This is a genomic window from Kitasatospora sp. NPDC059327, assembly GCF_042752535.1.
Classification (GTDB): Bacteria; Actinomycetota; Actinomycetes; order Streptomycetales; family Streptomycetaceae; genus Kitasatospora.
In genome coordinates this window covers 1-16490 of record NZ_JBHYYB010000090.1, presented here as the reverse complement: position 1 = coordinate 16490, position 16490 = coordinate 1, and the positions used below count along the sequence as shown (strand labels likewise).

Annotated in this window: 15 protein-coding genes and 1 tRNA gene; 8 read left to right on the top strand and 8 right to left on the bottom strand. The window is 72.0% G+C overall.

What is annotated here, in order from left to right:
- Positions 1–236 precede the first annotated feature (236 nt).
- Positions 237–1457 (top strand): acyl-CoA dehydrogenase family protein, encoded by a 1221-nt coding sequence (locus ACFXHB_RS35370; protein ID WP_380579502.1) that lies wholly within the window; start codon positions 237–239, stop codon positions 1455–1457.
- A 32-nt stretch (positions 1458–1489) separates the two neighbouring features.
- Here ACFXHB_RS35370 and ACFXHB_RS35365 read toward each other — a convergent pair whose 3' ends face one another.
- The 3 genes from ACFXHB_RS35365 to ACFXHB_RS35355 form a co-directional block, all read right to left on the bottom strand.
- Entirely contained in the window at positions 1490–2077 is a 588-nt protein-coding gene (locus ACFXHB_RS35365; protein WP_380579499.1) for a hypothetical protein, read from the bottom strand.
- Positions 2078–2147: 70 nt separating this feature from the next.
- The gene (locus tag ACFXHB_RS35360; protein WP_380579497.1) at positions 2148–2957 is read right to left on the bottom strand and encodes an enoyl-CoA hydratase/isomerase family protein; all 810 of its coding nucleotides are present in this window, start codon (positions 2955–2957) and stop codon (positions 2148–2150) included.
- A 123-nt stretch (positions 2958–3080) separates the two neighbouring features.
- Complete coding sequence (locus ACFXHB_RS35355) at positions 3081–3776, bottom strand: TetR/AcrR family transcriptional regulator (protein WP_380579495.1); 696 nt, start codon at positions 3774–3776, stop codon at positions 3081–3083.
- A 222-nt stretch (positions 3777–3998) separates the two neighbouring features.
- Here ACFXHB_RS35355 and ACFXHB_RS35350 point away from each other — a divergent pair, with 222 nt between their 5' ends.
- On the top strand, positions 3999–5471 hold the full coding sequence (locus ACFXHB_RS35350) for an MFS transporter (RefSeq protein ID WP_380579493.1): 1473 nt from the start codon (positions 3999–4001) through the stop codon (positions 5469–5471).
- Between the two features lie 70 nt (positions 5472–5541).
- Here the strand turns inward: ACFXHB_RS35350 and ACFXHB_RS35345 are convergent, their stop codons facing one another.
- Entirely contained in the window at positions 5542–6090 is a 549-nt protein-coding gene (locus ACFXHB_RS35345) for a GNAT family N-acetyltransferase (protein ID WP_380579491.1), read from the bottom strand.
- Positions 6091–6192: 102 nt separating this feature from the next.
- Here ACFXHB_RS35345 and ACFXHB_RS35340 point away from each other — a divergent pair, with 102 nt between their 5' ends.
- Positions 6193–6831: a TetR/AcrR family transcriptional regulator gene (locus tag ACFXHB_RS35340; protein WP_380579489.1), complete on the top strand. Its 639-nt coding sequence runs from the start codon at positions 6193–6195 to the stop codon at positions 6829–6831.
- 301 nt (positions 6832–7132) lie between these two features.
- Here the strand turns inward: ACFXHB_RS35340 and ACFXHB_RS35335 are convergent.
- A tRNA-Arg gene (locus ACFXHB_RS35335) sits at positions 7133–7205 on the bottom strand.
- A gap of 636 nt (positions 7206–7841) precedes the next feature.
- Here ACFXHB_RS35335 and ACFXHB_RS35330 point away from each other — a divergent pair.
- The 5 genes from ACFXHB_RS35330 (at position 7842) to ACFXHB_RS35310 (ending at position 13544) form a co-directional block, all read left to right on the top strand.
- Positions 7842–8393, top strand: coding sequence for a single-stranded DNA-binding protein (locus ACFXHB_RS35330; protein WP_380579487.1), 552 nt, complete (start codon positions 7842–7844; stop codon positions 8391–8393).
- Positions 8394–8739: 346 nt separating this feature from the next.
- On the top strand, positions 8740–10227 hold the full coding sequence (locus ACFXHB_RS35325; protein WP_380579485.1) for a Cys-Gln thioester bond-forming surface protein: 1488 nt from the start codon (positions 8740–8742) through the stop codon (positions 10225–10227).
- Between the two features lie 334 nt (positions 10228–10561).
- Positions 10562–12226: an energy-dependent translational throttle protein EttA gene (gene ettA, locus ACFXHB_RS35320; protein ID WP_352293832.1), complete on the top strand. Its 1665-nt coding sequence runs from the start codon at positions 10562–10564 to the stop codon at positions 12224–12226.
- Positions 12227–12335: 109 nt separating this feature from the next.
- Positions 12336–12794 (top strand): acyl-CoA thioesterase, encoded by a 459-nt coding sequence (locus ACFXHB_RS35315; RefSeq protein ID WP_380579483.1) that lies wholly within the window; start codon positions 12336–12338, stop codon positions 12792–12794.
- Between the two features lie 54 nt (positions 12795–12848).
- Positions 12849–13544, top strand: coding sequence for a hypothetical protein (locus ACFXHB_RS35310; RefSeq protein WP_380579481.1), 696 nt, complete (start codon positions 12849–12851; stop codon positions 13542–13544).
- 140 nt (positions 13545–13684) lie between these two features.
- On the opposite strand, the gene ACFXHB_RS35305 is transcribed toward ACFXHB_RS35310, so the two are convergent.
- The 3 genes from ACFXHB_RS35305 to ACFXHB_RS35295 form a co-directional block, all read right to left on the bottom strand.
- Positions 13685–14089 (bottom strand): globin, encoded by a 405-nt coding sequence (locus ACFXHB_RS35305; RefSeq protein ID WP_380579479.1) that lies wholly within the window; start codon positions 14087–14089, stop codon positions 13685–13687.
- A gap of 92 nt (positions 14090–14181) precedes the next feature.
- Entirely contained in the window at positions 14182–15342 is a 1161-nt protein-coding gene (locus ACFXHB_RS35300; RefSeq protein WP_380579476.1) for an ABC transporter permease, read from the bottom strand.
- Positions 15339–16256 (bottom strand): ATP-binding cassette domain-containing protein, encoded by a 918-nt coding sequence (locus ACFXHB_RS35295; RefSeq protein WP_380579474.1) that lies wholly within the window; start codon positions 16254–16256, stop codon positions 15339–15341. Before ACFXHB_RS35295 ends, ACFXHB_RS35300 begins: the two co-directional genes overlap by 4 nt.
- Between the last annotated feature and the right edge of the window lie 234 nt (positions 16257–16490).

The window sequence follows — 16490 nt, the reverse complement described above, 5'->3', positions numbered from 1 at the left end:
GGCTGCGGGAGGGGGCGTGCGGTGTGCGGGCGGTGGTGCGGGGCGGGGTGGTGGTGCGGGTGGTGCGGAGTGCGGGGTGGGCGCGCCGCGGCTCCGCCGGGTGGCGGACGTTGACATTCCTACCTATGAGTAGCAGACTCCCCGCGATGTTACCCCCGGTAACACCTGTCCGACACCGCTTCAGCCCGCCCCCGCGCCCGCCACCGGCGGCGGGGGCCCCTTCGACCGGAGGCATCATGAGCACGTTCTCGCTGGACCCGGGCGCGGACCAGCTCGCCGTACGCGACTGGCTGCACGGTTTCGCCGCCGAGGTGATGCGCCCCGCCGCCGCCGAGTGGGACGAGCGCGAGGAGACCCCCTGGCCGGTCATCCAGGAGGCCGCCAAGCTCGGGATCTACTCGCTGGACTTCTACGCCCAGCAGTTCTTCGACCCCTCCGGCGTGGGGATCCCGATCGCCATGGAGGAGCTGTTCTGGGGCGACGCGGGCATCGGCCTGTCCATCGTCGGCACCACGCTGGCCGCCGTCGCCGTGCTGGCCAACGGCACCGAGGAGCAGATCGGCACCTGGGCGCCGCAGATGTTCGGTACCCCGGACGACGTCAAGGTGGCCGCGTTCTGCTCCTCCGAGCCGGACGCCGGCTCCGACGTCTCCGCGCTGCGCACCAAGGCCGTCTACGACGGGGCCAAGGACGAGTGGGTGCTGAACGGCACCAAGACCTGGGCGACCAACGGCGGGATCGCCGCCGTCCACGTGGTGGTGGCCACCGTCGACCCGGCGCTCGGCGCGCGCGGACAGGCTTCCTTCGTGGTGCCGCCGGGCACGCCCGGGCTCAGCCAGGGCCAGAAGTTCAAGAAGCACGGAATCCGCGCCTCGCACACCGCCGAGGTGGTCCTGGACGACGTCCGGCTGCCCGGGCACTGTCTGCTCGGCGGCAAGGAGAAGCTGGACGAGCGGCTGGCCCGGGCCCGCGAGGGGGCCGCGCGCGGCGGCCGGGGCAACGCGGCGATGGCCACCTTCGAGGCCTCCCGGCCGGCCGTCGGGGCGCAGGCGATCGGGATCGCCCGGGCCGCGTACGAGGTGGCGCTGGACTACGCCAGGACCCGGGTGCAGTTCGGCCGCCCGATCATCGACAACCAGGGCGTGGCCTTCCAGCTCGCGGACATGAGGACCCGGATCGACGCCTCGCGGCTGCTGGTCTGGCGGGCCTCCTGGATGGCGGCGAACAACCGGCCGTTCACCGCGGCCGAGGGCTCGATGTCCAAGCTCCACGCCGGTGAGACCGCCAAGTGGGTCACCGCGCAGGCGATGCAGATCCTCGGGGGCAACGGCTTCACCCGCGAGTACCCGGTCGAGCGGATGCACCGGGACAGCGCGATCTACTCGATCTTCGAGGGCACCAGTGAGATCCAGCGGCTGGTGATCGCCCGCGCGATCTCGGGGATGCCGATCCGCTGAGCGCGCGGGTCGGGCTGAGCCCGCGGCGGTCCCTAGCGGGCCGCCCAGAAGGTGAGACCGGCGGTGAGGGCGCCCACCACCGCGCCGACCGCGGTCTGCGCGGTGGTGTGGTCCCGCAGCACCACCCGGGACCAGGCGATCAGCGCGACCAGCGGGCCGAGCAGCAGCCACCAGGGGCCGAGCGCGACGGCCAGGCAGACCACCGCGCCGCTCGCCACCGCGGTGTGCACCGAGACCTTCCACCAGACGGTGATCACCAGGATCGGGATCAGCGAGGCGAACATCGCCAGCACCATGGCGGTCAGGTCGGCCGGCGCGTCCAGCCGGAGCATCACCGCGAAGCTGATCAGCACCGATCCCATGATGAACGGGATCACCGTCAGCCGCCGCTGCCGGTGGCCGACGTGCCGGTCCTCCAGGGTGCCCTTGCGGATGCCGCGCCGGATGAACAGGGTCGGTACGACGGCCGCGAACAGTGCGGCGAACGCGGCCCAGCCGAGTCCTTCCCAGCCGTAGCGCAGCACGCCCAGCAGCGGCAGCATCGCGATGATCACGTTCTTCGGCTCGACGCCGTCGGTGACCCGGCGGGCCCAGATCGTGGTGCTCGTCGGTGCGGTCATCGCGCGGGGTGCTCCTGGCGGCTCGGCTGGACTTTCGATCGGATGATCGTAGTGGTCCCCGCGCGAGGGGTCAGAACCGGGGCGGGCGGCCCTCCAGGAAGGCCGCGAGGCCCTCGCGGATGTCCGGGGTCTCGCGTGCCCGCAGCTCCCAGGGACGCAGCGCCTCGGCGGCCCGCTCCGGCGGGACGGCCAGCGCGGCCTTGACCGCGCCGATCGTCTGCGGCGAGCGTGTGGTCAGCAGCCGGGCGAACTCCAGGGCCGCGGCGTCCAGTTCGGCGCCCGGCAGGACCCGGTCGGCGAGACCGGTCACGGCGCTCTCCCGGCCGGTCACCAACTCGCCCGAGAAGAGCAGGTACTTGGCGCGGGACGGGCCCACCAGCCGGGCCAGCCGCACGGTCGGCACCGCCCGGTAGACCACGCCGAGCTTGGCCGGGGTGATGCCCAGCCGGGCGTCCTCGGCGACGAACCGCAGGTCGCAGGCGACGGCCAGCTGGCAGCCGCCGCCGACACAGGCACCGTGCACCACCGCGACCGTCGGGTGCGGGAAGGCCGCCAGCGCCTCCTCGGCGGCGACGTTGGCGGCGTGGTAGTCGTCGGCGCGGTCCGGGTCGGCGTAGATCTCCGCCATCTCGGCGATGTCCGCGCCGGCGCTGAAGGTGCCGCCGGCACCGGTCACCAGCAGGGCCCGCAGCCCGGGGTGTTCGGCGAGCCGGAGCAGGACCTTCGGCAGCGCCTGCCAGATCGCCAGGGTGACGGCGTTGCGCCGGTGCGGCCGGTCGAACTCCAGCACCGCGACGCCGTCCTCACCGGTGTAGGCGTTGAGGCCGTCGACCCGGGTGGGCAGGGGGGAGCGGTCCCGCGTGAGCGGCGGCTGGTTCATGCGCACCTCCGGAAGTCGTGGTGCGGACACTCTCTCAGGCCCGCTCGCGGGCCGGTCGGGCGGACCGCGAACGGGGCCGGTGACCCGGCCACCAGGTCGGCCGCCGGGCCCGGGGCGGGTGGATCAGACGGGCCGGGTGCCGTAGTCGCCGAGGCCGTGCTCGATCAGGGCGAAGCCGCGGTGGGCGTTCTCGACGGCCTCCGGGAGGACGTCGGCGGCCCGTTCGCCGGCCAGCATCCGGCGGTGGTTCTCGTCGATCAGCGCCAGCCGCACGCCGGTCAGTTGGGCGGCGGCGACCCGGGCCGTGAGCCGGTCGCGGGCCGGGTCCTGGGCGAGCAGCTCGGTGGTGAGCAGCTCGTTGGCCGCGACGCCCCACCCGGTGGTGGCGCGCAGCGCCAGCGCGGGCGTCCGGTGGATCAGCCGGACCACGTCGAGGACGAAGCGGTCGTCGCTCAGGCCGGTGGACGGGTCGAACCGCTCCAGGGCGGCCAGGAACCGCGTGCGCACCGCGGCCACCGCCGAGACGCCCGGGGCGCGGTCGCGGATCACCTCGGCGGCCTCGCCGGTGTGCTGCTCCATCGGGCCCATGACCAGGTCTTCCTTCGAGGGGAAGTAGTTGAAGACGGTCATCTTCGAGACCTCGGCCGCGGCGGCGATCTCGGCGACCGAGACCTCGTCGAAGCTCCGCTCGGCGAACAAGCCGATCGCGCTGCGCCAGATCCGGACGGCGGTCTGGCGCTTCTTGCGCTCGCGCAGGCCCAGGGCCGTGTCGGCCGGCTCTGGTGCTTCGGGGTCGGTGGTCGCGGTGCGCTTCGCCATGGCGCGACTGTACCAGGATCAAAGATTGACCAGGATGAATAATGGATCGGGATGAAGAGTTGACCCTGGCGAAGAATTGACCGAGTCAAAAATCCCTGCCATGGTGAGGGCGGGCCGCCGAGCCGCACCGCCCCGGTACGGGTCGACCCGCCTTCGAACGCCCGAATTCCACGATCCCCGGGGGGACTTCCGATGGCCGCCACCGCGCCGGCAGCAGCTCTGATGACGGAGCCCCAGCGCAAGCTGGGCATGCTGCTCTGCCTGATCACGATCATCCTGGCGGTGCTCGACATGAACATCGTGTCGGCCGCCACCGTGCCGATCGTCCGGGACCTCGACCCGGTCCACGGCGTCGACCGGCTGCCCTGGCTGGTCAGCGCCTTCGCGCTGGCGGCGACGGCGCTGCTGCCGCTCTACGGCAAGCTCTGCGACGTGTACGGCGCCAAGCGGGCGCTGCTCGGGGCGGTCGGCGTCTTCCTGATCGGCTCGGCACTCTGCGGAGCGGCGCAGTCGATGACCCAGCTGATCGCCTTCCGGGCCGTCCAGGGCATCGGCGGCGGCGGGCTGATGAGCGTGACGATGGTGGTGATGGCGCAGCTCAAGGACCCGGGGGAGGCGAAGGGCGGCGGAGGCGGCATGGGCGGGCTGGTCGGCGGTGCCGGGATGGCCGTCGGCCCGCTGATCGGCGCGCTGCTGGCGGACCACCTCGACTGGCGCTGGATCTTCTACGTCAACCTGCCGCTCGGCCTGCTCGTCCTGGTCGGCTCCGCCGTACTGCTCAAGCTCCCGCGCTCGGCCGGCCGGCGCGGTCTGGACTTCCCCGGGGCCGCCCTCGCGGCCGCGTTCGCCACGGGGCTGCTGCTGGTGACCGAGTGGGGCGGCAAGACCTACGCCTGGACCTCCCCCGAACTCCTCGCCCTGGCCGCCGGCACCCTCGCCGCCCTCGGCCTCTTCCTGTGGCGCCAGGCCACCGCCGCGGAGCCGGTACTGCCGCTCTCGCTCTTCCGCGTCCCGGAGATCCGGATCGGCTTCGCGGTGCAGGGGCTGGTCGGCATGGGTCTGATGGGCGCGATCATGTACGTGATGCTGTACCTGCAGGTGGCCCGGGGGGTCGTCGCGACCTCGGCCAGCCTCTACCTGATCCCGATGGCGCTCGGCATGACGGCGGTCGGGCTCGTGGTCGACCGGCTGACCGCGCGGGGCTGGTCGGTGCGCGCGGTCCTGGTCTCCGGCTCGGCCTGCGCCACGGCGGCTCTGCTGCTGCTCGGGCTGAGCGGCCCGGACACCTCGCTCTGGCTGGTGCGGGCCGAACTCGCCCTGCTCGGCATCGGTCTCGGCCAGCTGATCGGCCACCTCATCGGTGTCGTCCAGGAGGCCGCTCCGGTCCATCAGTTGGGGGTCGCCACCACGGGCATCCGGTTCTTCCAGACGCTCGGCAGCGCGCTGGGTGCCGCGTTCTTCGGCACCGTGCTGGCACGGGCCTTCGACAGCGGCGAGCCCGGCACCGCGCTCGGTGCGGTGGGCGGTCTGACCGGCGCGGCCCGGGTCCACGCCGTGCACAGCTTCATCGACGCGGTGGACGTGGTGTTCTTCACGGCGGCCGGGGTGATGGCGCTGGCCCTGGTGCTCGCGCTGCGGCTCCGGCCGCGACCGGTGGCCGAGCCGCTGCCGGAGCGGCAGGTGCTCGCCGCCTGAGCGGGAGCGGGGGAGCGGGGGAGCGGGGGAGCGGGGCCCGGCGGACGGCTGTCCGCCGGGCCCGCGGGCGTCAGGGGGTGGGCTGCCACTCGCGCGCGAGCAGCGACCAGATCTCGGAGTCCTGGTACACGCCGTTGGCGAGGTACGACTCCCGCATCGTGCCGTCGAGCCGCATGCCCAGCCGCTGGGCGAGCGACCGGCTGCGGATGTTCGCCGGGCTGGTGTGCCACTCGATCCGGTGCAGGCCGCGGGTGGTGAACGCGTAGTCGATCAGGTGGCGGACGGCGGCGGCGACCAGACCCCGGCCCTCGCCGGCGGGCTCCGTCCAGACCCCGATCTCGGCGATGCCGGTGGCAGTGCTGAAGGTCACGAACATCGTGCCGCCGACCAGTGTGCCGTCCAGCCAGATCCCGTACAGGCGGGCGGCGTCGGCGGCCTGCCGGTCGGCGTAGCCCTGCAGGGTGGCGCGGGCCGACTCCAGGTCGGTGGAGCGGTCGGCCCAGCTGATCCACGGCTTCAGATGGGCGCGGGAGCGGTCCATGTTGGCCAGGAACTCGGCGGCCTGCCACGGTTCCAGGGGACGCAGCTCGGCATGGTCGGCGAGCGGGACGGCGAGCATCGGCGGGCCTTTCGGGGGTGGGGCTGTGGGCGGGGCGGTGGGTCCGGCCGGGCCGGTCGCCCCCACATACATAACAAACGTTTGGTAGGTACCATAGCGCCCATGACACCAGCCCGGGGAGACCATGAAGCCCGACGTCGCGATGTTTCCGAGGCGGTCTGGCGGGTGTTGTCCGCGCGGGGCTTCGAGGGGCTGACGCTGCGCGCCGTGGCCGCCGAAATGGGTTCCTCCACCGGGCTGTTGACGCACTACTTCCCCAACAAGCGGGCGCTCGTGGCGCACGCCCTCGACGTCCTGGACCGGCGCTCCCAGGAGCGGCCGCGCCGGATCGCCCCGGGGGACGGCAGCCCGCCGCCGCCCGCCGGGCTGCCCCGGCTGCGGGCGGCGCTGCTCGACATCCTCCCGCTGGACGGGCCGGCCGCGGCCGGCAACCGGATCTGGGTCGGCTCCTGGGACGTGGCGCTGGCCGACCCGGAGCTGGCCACCGCGCACGCGGCGCGGTACGGACGGGCGCGGGCGCTGCTGACCGCGTCGGTGGCCGACGCGCAGCGGCTCGGGGAGCTGCCGGGCGACGTGCCGGCCGAACAGCTCGCGGCGGGGGCGCAGGCCTTCGCGCTGGGGCTGGTCGTGCAGGCGCTGTTCGCGCCGGGGGAGTTCCCGCCCGAGCGGCAGACGGTCATGCTGGACGCCTACCTGGCGGGACTGACCGGGGCGGGGTGGACGGGTGCGGCGGGGGCCTGAGTGGCGGGGCGGACGGGTGCGGCGGGGGCCTGCGGGGCCGGGCGAACGGCACCGGCCCGAGCGGCGGGGTGCGGGCGACCGCGGGCGGCATTGTCTGATTCGCCCGTTGTTTCCGTTCGGACCGTTGTTTCCCGTCCGGGCCGTACGGCCGGTTCGTACCGGTGTTTCCGGCGGGCCCGTTTTCGGCGCAGCCATGACACGCATTGTCACGGGTTCTGTGCGTTCGGTGTCCGGAATTCCCCGGCGGGGCGGTCGTGCTTAGCCCTCACCGGCGGCGTGGCCTGCGGGAATTCGGGCGCGGTGCCCCCAGCAGGATTCGAACCTGCGACCTACCGCTTAGAAGGCGGGTGCTCTATCCGCTGAGCTATGGGGGCGGGACGGACGGCGCCCTGATGGGCGTGACCGTTGCCGGGATCGGGCGACGAGCGCGCGGGGCGCCCGCTGTCCGGCCCCGTGCCTGAGGGTGGGGTGGGGGTGGGCGGGGCCTTGCCCTGTCGGGGACAGGATAAGGGTGTCCAGATCCTCGGCCGGGTGTAACGGCACCGTCGCGGGTGTGTCGGCTTCGGTGGAGCGGTCCGATAATCGCAGGTGAAGGCCGTGCGTGCAGCGGTCTGGCGCTCTTCGGCGCCGGACGTTGTGCACTCGTTACGGGGCTGCCGCCCCACCCGTTATGGATTCGGCACGGAGAAAGTACCCCGGTCGGCGCGGGTGGGGGGCCGTATTCGGGTTCGTTCGGTCGGATGACGTGGGCCGACGTCCGGGCAAGCCACCCCTGGGGGTGCGCCGCTGGGGCGGGAAGTCGGGCGTTTGTTGTCATGGCCGCGCAGAGGGCAGGCTGAAAGTAGGACTGGAAGGGCCGAAATTCACCCCTGTGAGTGACACCGGTTTTCCACAGGGCCGAGTTGTCCACAGGATTTCCGATCTCCCTGGTGCGCATTTCCCGGGAAGTGCACTCTCAACTCGCGCCGGTTGATTCCGTACGGTGCATCGCAGAGAACGGAGCGTGTTCTGTGAACGAGACCCAGGTGACGGTGATCGGCAATGTCGCGACCGAGGTGAGCTGCACCCGGACGGCCGACGGGGTGGCGGTGGCCAACTTCCGGCTGGCGTCGACCGAGCGCCGCTACGACCGGCTGCGGGAGGGCTGGGTGGACGGCGAGACGCAGTGGGTGACGGTGACGGCCTGGCGGGCGCTGGCGGGCCATCTGACCGGCTCGCTGTCGAAGGGCGATCCGGTGGTGGTGAGCGGTCGGCTGCGGGTGCGGGAGTGGACGGAGGGGGAGGCGCGGCGCAGCAGAGTCGAGATCGACGCCCGATCGGTCGGGCACGATCTCAGTCGCGGCACCGCCGTCTTCACCTGGAGCGCGGGGTCGCGGGGCGAGTCGTCGGGAGGTCGGGAGGTGGCCGTGGGAGATGCCGTGCCGGGTTGGATCGCGGACGCACTGCAGGCGCGGAAGGTGTCGGTGGGCCCCTTGGTGGCACCCGTGTCGGCGGGCGCGGTGCCGGGTGCGCGGATGGACGACGCGGGAACGGGGGGTGGCGAGCCGGCGCCTTCGGGTTGACCGTCAGTGGCCCAAACTGTCGACAAATATGTTGATCGAGACGGTTGTTGCACCGCACACGCAATCATCGGATCGGTTAAGTGAAAGATCCAAAGTTTCTGGCTGATCGTCAGCTTGTGTGGATGATGGGAGCATTGATAACGATACAGATACGGAATCGTCCTGATTTCGCATGGGGGTTTGCGGGCCTCCGCGGCTCAATAGGATTCGTCTGGTTCACACACATGCAGCGGCGCCACAGGGGGCGCAGCAATGCACGGCGGGCTGCCCATCGGTGCGGCCCGGCCCGGAGGGATCCCAGATGTTCCAGAGGCAGGGGCGGAGTCTTCCGCGCATAACCACTGTCATGCTCACGACCAGCGTAGCGCTGGGCGGGGGCCTGTTCGCGGCCGGTGCGGCGGCCGCGGCCGACGCGCCGGGTGCGGGCGTCACGGCGGTGATCCAGCCGACCATGCAGAGCGAGGAGATCGCCATCGAGGGCGGTCACTCCGTTCAGGGTGGTCTGTTCACCCTCAAGACGGCCAACGGCGTGCTCCGTACGTACTGCATCGACATCGACCACCCGGTCGACATCACGAGCGGGGTCGAGTACAAGGAGTCGGACTGGAAGTCGAGCTCGCTCGGCCGTAAGGAGAAGGCTCAGGACGCCGCCAAGATCCGTTGGATCCTGGAGAACTCCTACCCGCAGGTCACCGACCTCAAGAAGCTGGCCGACGCGGCCGGCATCAAGGAGGGCGAGCTCACCGCCGACGACGCCGCCGCGGGCACCCAGGCAGCGATCTGGAAGTTCTCCGACGGCAAGAACGCCACCCCGGTGGACGCGCAGGCCAAGAAGCTGCGCGACTACCTGGTCAGCGACAGCAACAAGGGCATCGCCGCCGAGCCCAAGCCCTCGCTGAGCCTCACCCCGGACTCGGTGTCGGGCAAGCCGGGCGGCAAGCTCGGTCCGTTCACCATCAACTCCAGCGCCTCCGAGGTGAAGCTCGCGCTCTCCGGTGACGCCGGGGACAAGGTCAAGCTGGTCGACAAGGACGGCAAGCCGGTCACCGGTCTGACCGGTCCGGTCGCCAAGGACACCCAGCTGTTCCTGGATGTTCCGGCCGGCACCCCGGACGGCACGGCCACCGTGACGGCCTCGGCCGAGACCGTGGTGCCCAACGGCCGGGTCTTCCTGAGCAAGGGCTACACCCCCGAGAAGCACAGCCAGACCATGATCCTGGCCGGCTCCACCAAGCTCAGCGTGGTGGACGCGGCCAAGGCCGCCTGGAAGGCCGGCAAGGGCGCGCTGCTCGACAGCAACGCCCAGGTCGAGTGCGACGCCAACGGCGTCCGCGTCAACGTCACCAACGGCGGTGACGAGGCGGCCACCGTGACCGTCCAGCCGGGCAAGACGGTCACCGTCCAGCCGGGCAAGAGCGAGAGCGTCGTGGTCCCGGTCGCCGAGGACACCGCCTACGCGATCACCGTCACCGGCCCGAACGGTTTCTCCAAGGAGTTCAAGGGCGTCCTGGACTGCAAGGTCACCAGCGTGACCACGCCGACCGCCGGCCCGTCGGCCAGCAAGAGCGCCTCGGCCACCCCGACCCCGAGCGGTGCGCCGACGAGCGCGACGCCGACGACCGGTGCGCCGACCGTCGCCCCGTCCGCCTCGACCGCGCACCCGGCTCCGGCGGCCAGCAGCCCGGCCCCGGGCACCACGGGCGGCCTGGCCGCCACCGGTGGTAACGACGCCACTCCGGTGCTCGCCGCCGTCGCCGGTGGTCTGGTCGTGGCCGGCGGTGCCGCGGTCTTCGTCCTGCGCCGCCGCGGTCGCCACGGTCGCAGCGCCGCCTGAGGCACTGCCGCCGCGAGGTAGCCGAAGTACGGCAGTAACCGAAGTACCGCATCACCGAAGTACCGCTTCGCCGAAGCGCCGAGGCACCAGAGTGCCGACGCGGTGACGTGAGAGGCGCCCGCCGTCCGCGGCGGGCGCCGACCACCCGGCCCGGTTCCCCGCACCCGTTGCGGGGAGCCGGGCCGCGGTGCGTCCGGGGGTGGCCGGCCCGGGCGGGCGGTCCGGGGCGGATACCCCGGTGGGGCAAGGCCGGCGGTTCGGGCTTCCGGCCGGGTGCGGCACAATGGAAGGCTGCAAGACGAATAACGACCCGACGACGCCGGAGCGATCTCACGTGGCGGAATACATCTACACGATGCGCAAGGTGCGCAAGGCGCACGGAGACAAGGTCATCCTTGACGACGTGACGCTCAGCTTCCTCCCCGGGGCGAAGATCGGCGTCGTGGGCCCCAACGGCGCGGGCAAGTCCACCGTGCTGAAGATGATGGCCGGCCTGGAGCAGCCCTCCAACGGCGACGCCTTCCTCTCGCCCGGGTTCACCGTCGGCATGCTGCTCCAGGAGCCGCCGCTCGACGAGACCAAGACCGTTCTGGAGAACGTCGAGGACGGCGTCAAGGAGATCAAGGGGAAGCTCAACCGCTTCAACGAGATCGCCGAGCTGATGGCCACCGACTACTCGGACGCGCTGCTCGACGAGATGGGCAAGCTCCAGGAGGACCTGGACCACGCCAACGCCTGGGACCTCGAAGCCCAGCTGGAGCAGGCCATGGACGCGCTGGGCTGCCCGCCCGGTGACTGGCCGGTCACCAAGCTCTCCGGTGGCGAGAAGCGTCGCGTGGCGCTCTGCAAGCTGCTGCTGGAGGCCCCCGACCTGCTGCTGCTCGACGAGCCCACCAACCACCTGGACGCCGAGTCGGTGAACTGGCTGGAGCAGCACCTGGCCAAGTACGCCGGCACCGTCGTCGCCGTCACCCACGACCGGTACTTCCTGGACAACGTGGCCGGCTGGATCCTGGAGCTCGACCGCGGCCGCGCGATCGGCTACGAGGGCAACTACTCCACCTACCTGGAGAGCAAGCAGTCGCGCCTCAAGGTCGAGGGCCAGAAGGACGCCAAGCGCGCCAAGCGGCTCCGGGAGGAGCTGGAGTGGGTCCGCTCCAACGCCAAGGGCCGTCAGGCGAAGTCCAAGGCGCGTCTGGCCCGCTACGAGGAGATGGCGGCCGAGGCGGACAAGATGCGGAAGCTGGACTTCGAGGAGATCCAGATCCCGCCGGGCCCGCGCCTGGGCAGCATCGTCATCGAGGTCGAGAACCTCAACAAGGCCTTCGGTGAGAAGGTCCTGATCGACGACCTGAGCTTCACCCTGCCGCGCAACGGCATCGTCGGCATCATCGGCCCCAACGGCGCCGGCAAGACCACGCTGTTCAAGATGCTGCAGGACATGGAGACCCCGGACTCCGGCACCGTCAAGGTCGGCGAGACCGTCAAGATCAGCTACGTCGACCAGAGCCGGGCCAACATCGACCCGAAGAAGACCCTCTGGGAGGTCGTCTCCGACGGTCTGGACTGGATCAACGTCGGCCAGGTCGAGATGCCGTCCCGCGCCTACGTGTCGGCGTTCGGCTTCAAGGGCCCGGACCAGCAGAAGCCGGCAGGCGTGCTCTCCGGTGGTGAGCGCAACCGCCTGAACCTGGCGCTCACCCTCAAGCAGGGCGGCAACCTGCTGCTCCTCGACGAGCCGACCAACGACCTCGACGTCGAGACCCTGTCCTCGCTGGAGAACGCGCTGCTGGAGTTCCCCGGCTGCGCCGTGGTCATCTCCCACGACCGCTGGTTCCTGGACCGAGTGGCCACCCACATCCTCGCCTACGAGGGCGAGAGCAAGTGGTTCTGGTTCGAGGGCAACTTCGAGTCGTACGAGAAGAACAAGATCGAGCGGCTGGGCGCCGACGCCGCCCGTCCGCACCGGGCCACCTACAAGAAGCTGACCCGAGGCTGACACCCAGCTGTCACATCGGCCCGGCAGACTGCCCTCCGGGGCGGCCTGCCGGGCCGCGGCCCGCCGCCGATGCCCTCCGGCGGGTCACCGGACGTCGAGGAGAACTCCCGTGGCACGCCACATCTACGCCTGTCCGCTGCGTTGGTCCGACATGGACGCCTTCGGGCACGTCAACAACGTGGTCTTCCTGCGCTACCTGGAGGAGGCCCGGATCGACTTCATGTTCACCCAGGCCGCCGCGGCCGGTGCCGGGGAGTTCGCGGGCGGCTCCGTGGTGGCCCGCCACGAGATCGACTACAAGCGTCCGCTGGTGCACCGGCCCGAGCCGGTCACCATCGAGACCTGGGTGACCAAGATCGGCGGTGCCTCGCTGACCGTCTCGTACGAGATCAAGGACACCGCCGAGGACGGCACCGAGACGGTGTACGTCCGGGCGTCCACCGTGGTCGTCCCCTACGACCTGGTCGAGGGCCGTCCGCGCCGGATCAGTCCGGTGGAGCGCGAGTTCCTGGGCCGCTTCACGGACGAGCCGAGCAGGGACGAGGAGCCGGCCGTCGCGGCGGCCTGAGCCCCGGCCCGCACCACCACCTGTCACCGATACACGGATTCGAGCTGAAGCGCGTTGACCGTCACCGCCTCCCTCGCCCTCGCCGACGCCGGGGAGGCCGCCGATCTGGGCGCCTTCCTGGTCCGTCTGCTGCGCTTCGACCGGGCGGCCGCGGTGCGTCTGCAGGCGGTGGCCCGACAGGCCGGCGGCGACGGCGTGCTGGCCGTCTTCGGCCGGCTGCCGCTGGGCAGTTCCGGCGCGCTGGCCGTCCGCACCGCACGGCTGGCCGAGCTGGTCGGCCCGGCGGACCGCACGGTCTCGGCGGGGCAGCTGCTGGACGGCCTGGACGGCGCGGCGAACACCGTGGCGCTGCCCGCGCCCGTCACCGGCCCGGCCTGGGCCGGCCTGCTGCCGCCGCGCTCCGGCTGGCGCCTGGTCGGCGAGCCGCCGGTGATCGAGGTGTACCCGGAACTGATGGCGGGGGTGCGGGAGTTCCGCGAGCGCAGCGAGGCCGTGCCGGTCCACCACCGGACCCGTGCGGTCCTGGACGGGCTGGCCGACGAGATCTGGTCCCGGCCGGTGACGGCGCTGCCCGAGCTGCCGCTGCGTGCCGCGCACGCGGCCTATGTGATCGGCTTCCTGAAGCCGGGGGCGCCGCTGACCGTGCACCGCGCCGGCGGCTGGCTGCGGCTGAGCGCCCCGGCGGGGTCGGTGGCGGTCCGCACGGCGGCCGCGCCCGGTGCCGGGCTGGGTCTCAGCCCGATGCGCTAGCGGCGGACCGGGCCCGGCGGTCACCGCACGCGGTTGCCGGGCGGCACCGAACGGGCGGCAGCGAACGGACGGCGGCGACCGGCCGCGACCCGACCGGACCCCGGACGGTCGGTGGCACGGCGGCCCGGTCGCGGGCGGGTTCAGCCCGCGGTGTTGACCATCGAGGCGGCGGCGTAGGTGAGGTAGTCCCAGAGCTGGCGCTCGGCGTCGGCCGGCAGCGCCAGTTCGTCCACCGCCACCCGCATGTGCTTGAGCCAGGCGTCGTGCGCCGCGCGGTCCACCGTGAACGGCACGTGGCGCATCCGCAGCCGCGGGTGACCGCGCTGCTCGCTGTAGGTGCGCGGGCCGCCCCAGTACTGCATCAGGAAGAGGGTGAGCCGCTCCTCGGCCGGGCCGAGGTCCTCCTCGGGGTACATCGGCCGCAGCAACTCGTCCTGCGCGACGCCCTCGTAGAACCGGTGCACCAGCCGCCGGAAGGTCGGCTCGCCGCCGACCTGTTCGAAGAAGGTCTCCTCGCTGAGCGTGCCACGCCGGATCTCTTTCACCCGACCATGGTCGCAGACGGCGGCGGGGCCGTACACCGGGACCTGGGGACCAGGACCACGGGTGTACGACCCCGCCGCCGTCAGGAGTCGGCTCAGACGTCCTCCCAGCGGAAGAACCGCCAGGCGATCGCGGTGAGCACGGCGGCGAACGCCAGCAGCCCGCCCATGGTGGGCAGCGCGTCCATCACGCCGCCGCCCCGGGAGAGTACCGACTGGGCCGCGGTGACCAGGTGCTTCAGCGGCAGCGCCTCGGAGATCGCCTTCAGCCAGCCGGGCATGGAGTCGGTCGGGAAGAACGAGCCGGACAGGAACGACATCGGCAGCACGATGATCTGCGAGATGCCGTTGGCCGCCTCCTCGGTCTTGGCCAGCGACCCGGCCAGCAGGCCGATCGACATGAAGGCGATCGTCGCGCAGACCACCAGCGGGATGATCAGCCACCAGTCGCCGGTGAGCTTCAGCCCGAAGAACGGCAGGGTGGCGACGACCAGGAAGACGGTCGTCTGGACCAGGGCCGTCAGCACCGAGACGGCGATCCGGGACGCCACGATCGATCCGGCGCTCACCGGGGCCAGCCGCAGCCGGCGCAGCACCTTCTTCTGCCGCCAGGACACCAGGGTCAGCGAGGCGCCGAACACCGCACCGGTGGCCACCGCCCAGCCCAGCAGGCCGGGGGTGAGGAACTGGATCGGCTTCAGCGCGTTGTCCTCGACCTGGCCGGCGTCCAGGACGAAGATCGCCGGCTTGCCGCCGGCGGCCTGGTTGGCCTGCTGGACGACCGAGTTGACGATGCCCTGGACGGAGCCGGCGCGGACCTGGTCGGCGGCGCTGAAGCGCAGCACGACCCTGCCGTCCGGGCCCTCCTTGATCATCGCGTCCAGGTCGCCCTTGCGGACCTTCTCCAGCGCGCCGGCCTCGTCCTCGCTCCGGCTGATGGTGAGGACCTTCTCCAGCGCGGCCCGGCCGTCGCCCTGCACCGAGTCGAGCACCTGGACGGCGCCGACCTGCGCCACCTTGGCGTGCGGGCTGGACGCGCCCTTGAACAGGGTGCCGAACAGCATCAGGAACATCAGCGGGAAGAGGATCACGAAGAAGACGGCGGTGCGGTCCCGCAGGAAGGCGACCACCATCACCCGGGAGAGGCTGGCGAACGCGCTGACCCGCTCGCGCTCCGGCTGCCCGTCGGTCGCGCCCGGGGTGCCGGGGGTGCGCTGGGCGGGAACGGTCGCGCCCCGCGTGCGTTCGGCGCTCATGCGCGGTACTCCCGTCCGGTGAGCTGGAGGAAGACGTCCTCCAGGGTGGCGCCGCGGACTTCGAGTCCGCGCAGCGCGTTCTGCTCGGCCAGCACGGAGAGCACCGGGGCCGGGAGGCGGGTGGAGACGGAGAGCGAGACGCCGTCGTCCTCGACCGAGGCGATCTCGGCGCCCGTCGCCGCGAGCAGTTCGCGGGCCCGCTCGACGGTCAGCAGCCCGGACTCCACGCTGATCCGCACGGTGTCGTCGATCTCGCGCACCAGGGCGGCCGGTGCGCCGGTGCGCAGCACCCTGCCGCGGTCCATCACCGAGACGCGGTCGCAGAGCACCTCGGCCTCGTCCAGGTAGTGGGTGGTCAGCACGACCGTGCGGCCCTCGGCGTTGATGTCCCGCAGGAGGTCCCAGAGGTTGCGGCGGGCCTGCGGGTCGAGGCCGGTGGTGGGCTCGTCCAGGAAGACCAGCTCCGGGTCGTGGACCAGCGCGCAGGCGATCGAGAGGCGCTGGGCCTGCCCGCCGGACATCTTGTCGGTCATCACCCCGGCCGACTCGGTGAGGCCCACCCGCTCCAGCATCGCGTCGGCCCGCTTGGGGCCGACGCCGTAGAAGGAACCGAAGGTGCGGATCGTCTCCCGCGCCGTCAGTTTGTTGAAGAAGGCCGAGGCCTGGAACTGCACGCCGATGCGCGGCAGCAGTTTCGGATTGCGGGGCCAGGGCGCGAGCCCCAGCAGTTCGATCCGGCCCTCGTCGGGCTTGCGGATTCCTTCCAGAATCTCCAGTGTGGTGGTCTTCCCGGCGCCGTTCGGGCCCAGGATCCCGTAGAACTCGCCGACCTCGACGGTGAGGGAAACCCCGTCGACGGCCTGCACATCCCCGTACCGCTGACGGATTCCGTCGGCGGATATCGCTGCAGTCATGTGGCCTGAGCCTAGGGGTATCCGGGGGTACTGGGGAGACCGGGCGGAGGGGATTTGAAGATCATTTTGCCGGGGGCGCCCGGTGGGTGCCCGGGGGGCCGGACCGGGTCCGGACCGGGGCCGCTCCGGAGGTGTCCGCCCTGGTCCGGGGCCCGCGGGCCGTGCGTGTACGGGCGGGCCCGGGCCCGCCCCGGGGACGACGACGGCGGGGCCGGACGGGAGGGGGCTCCCGTC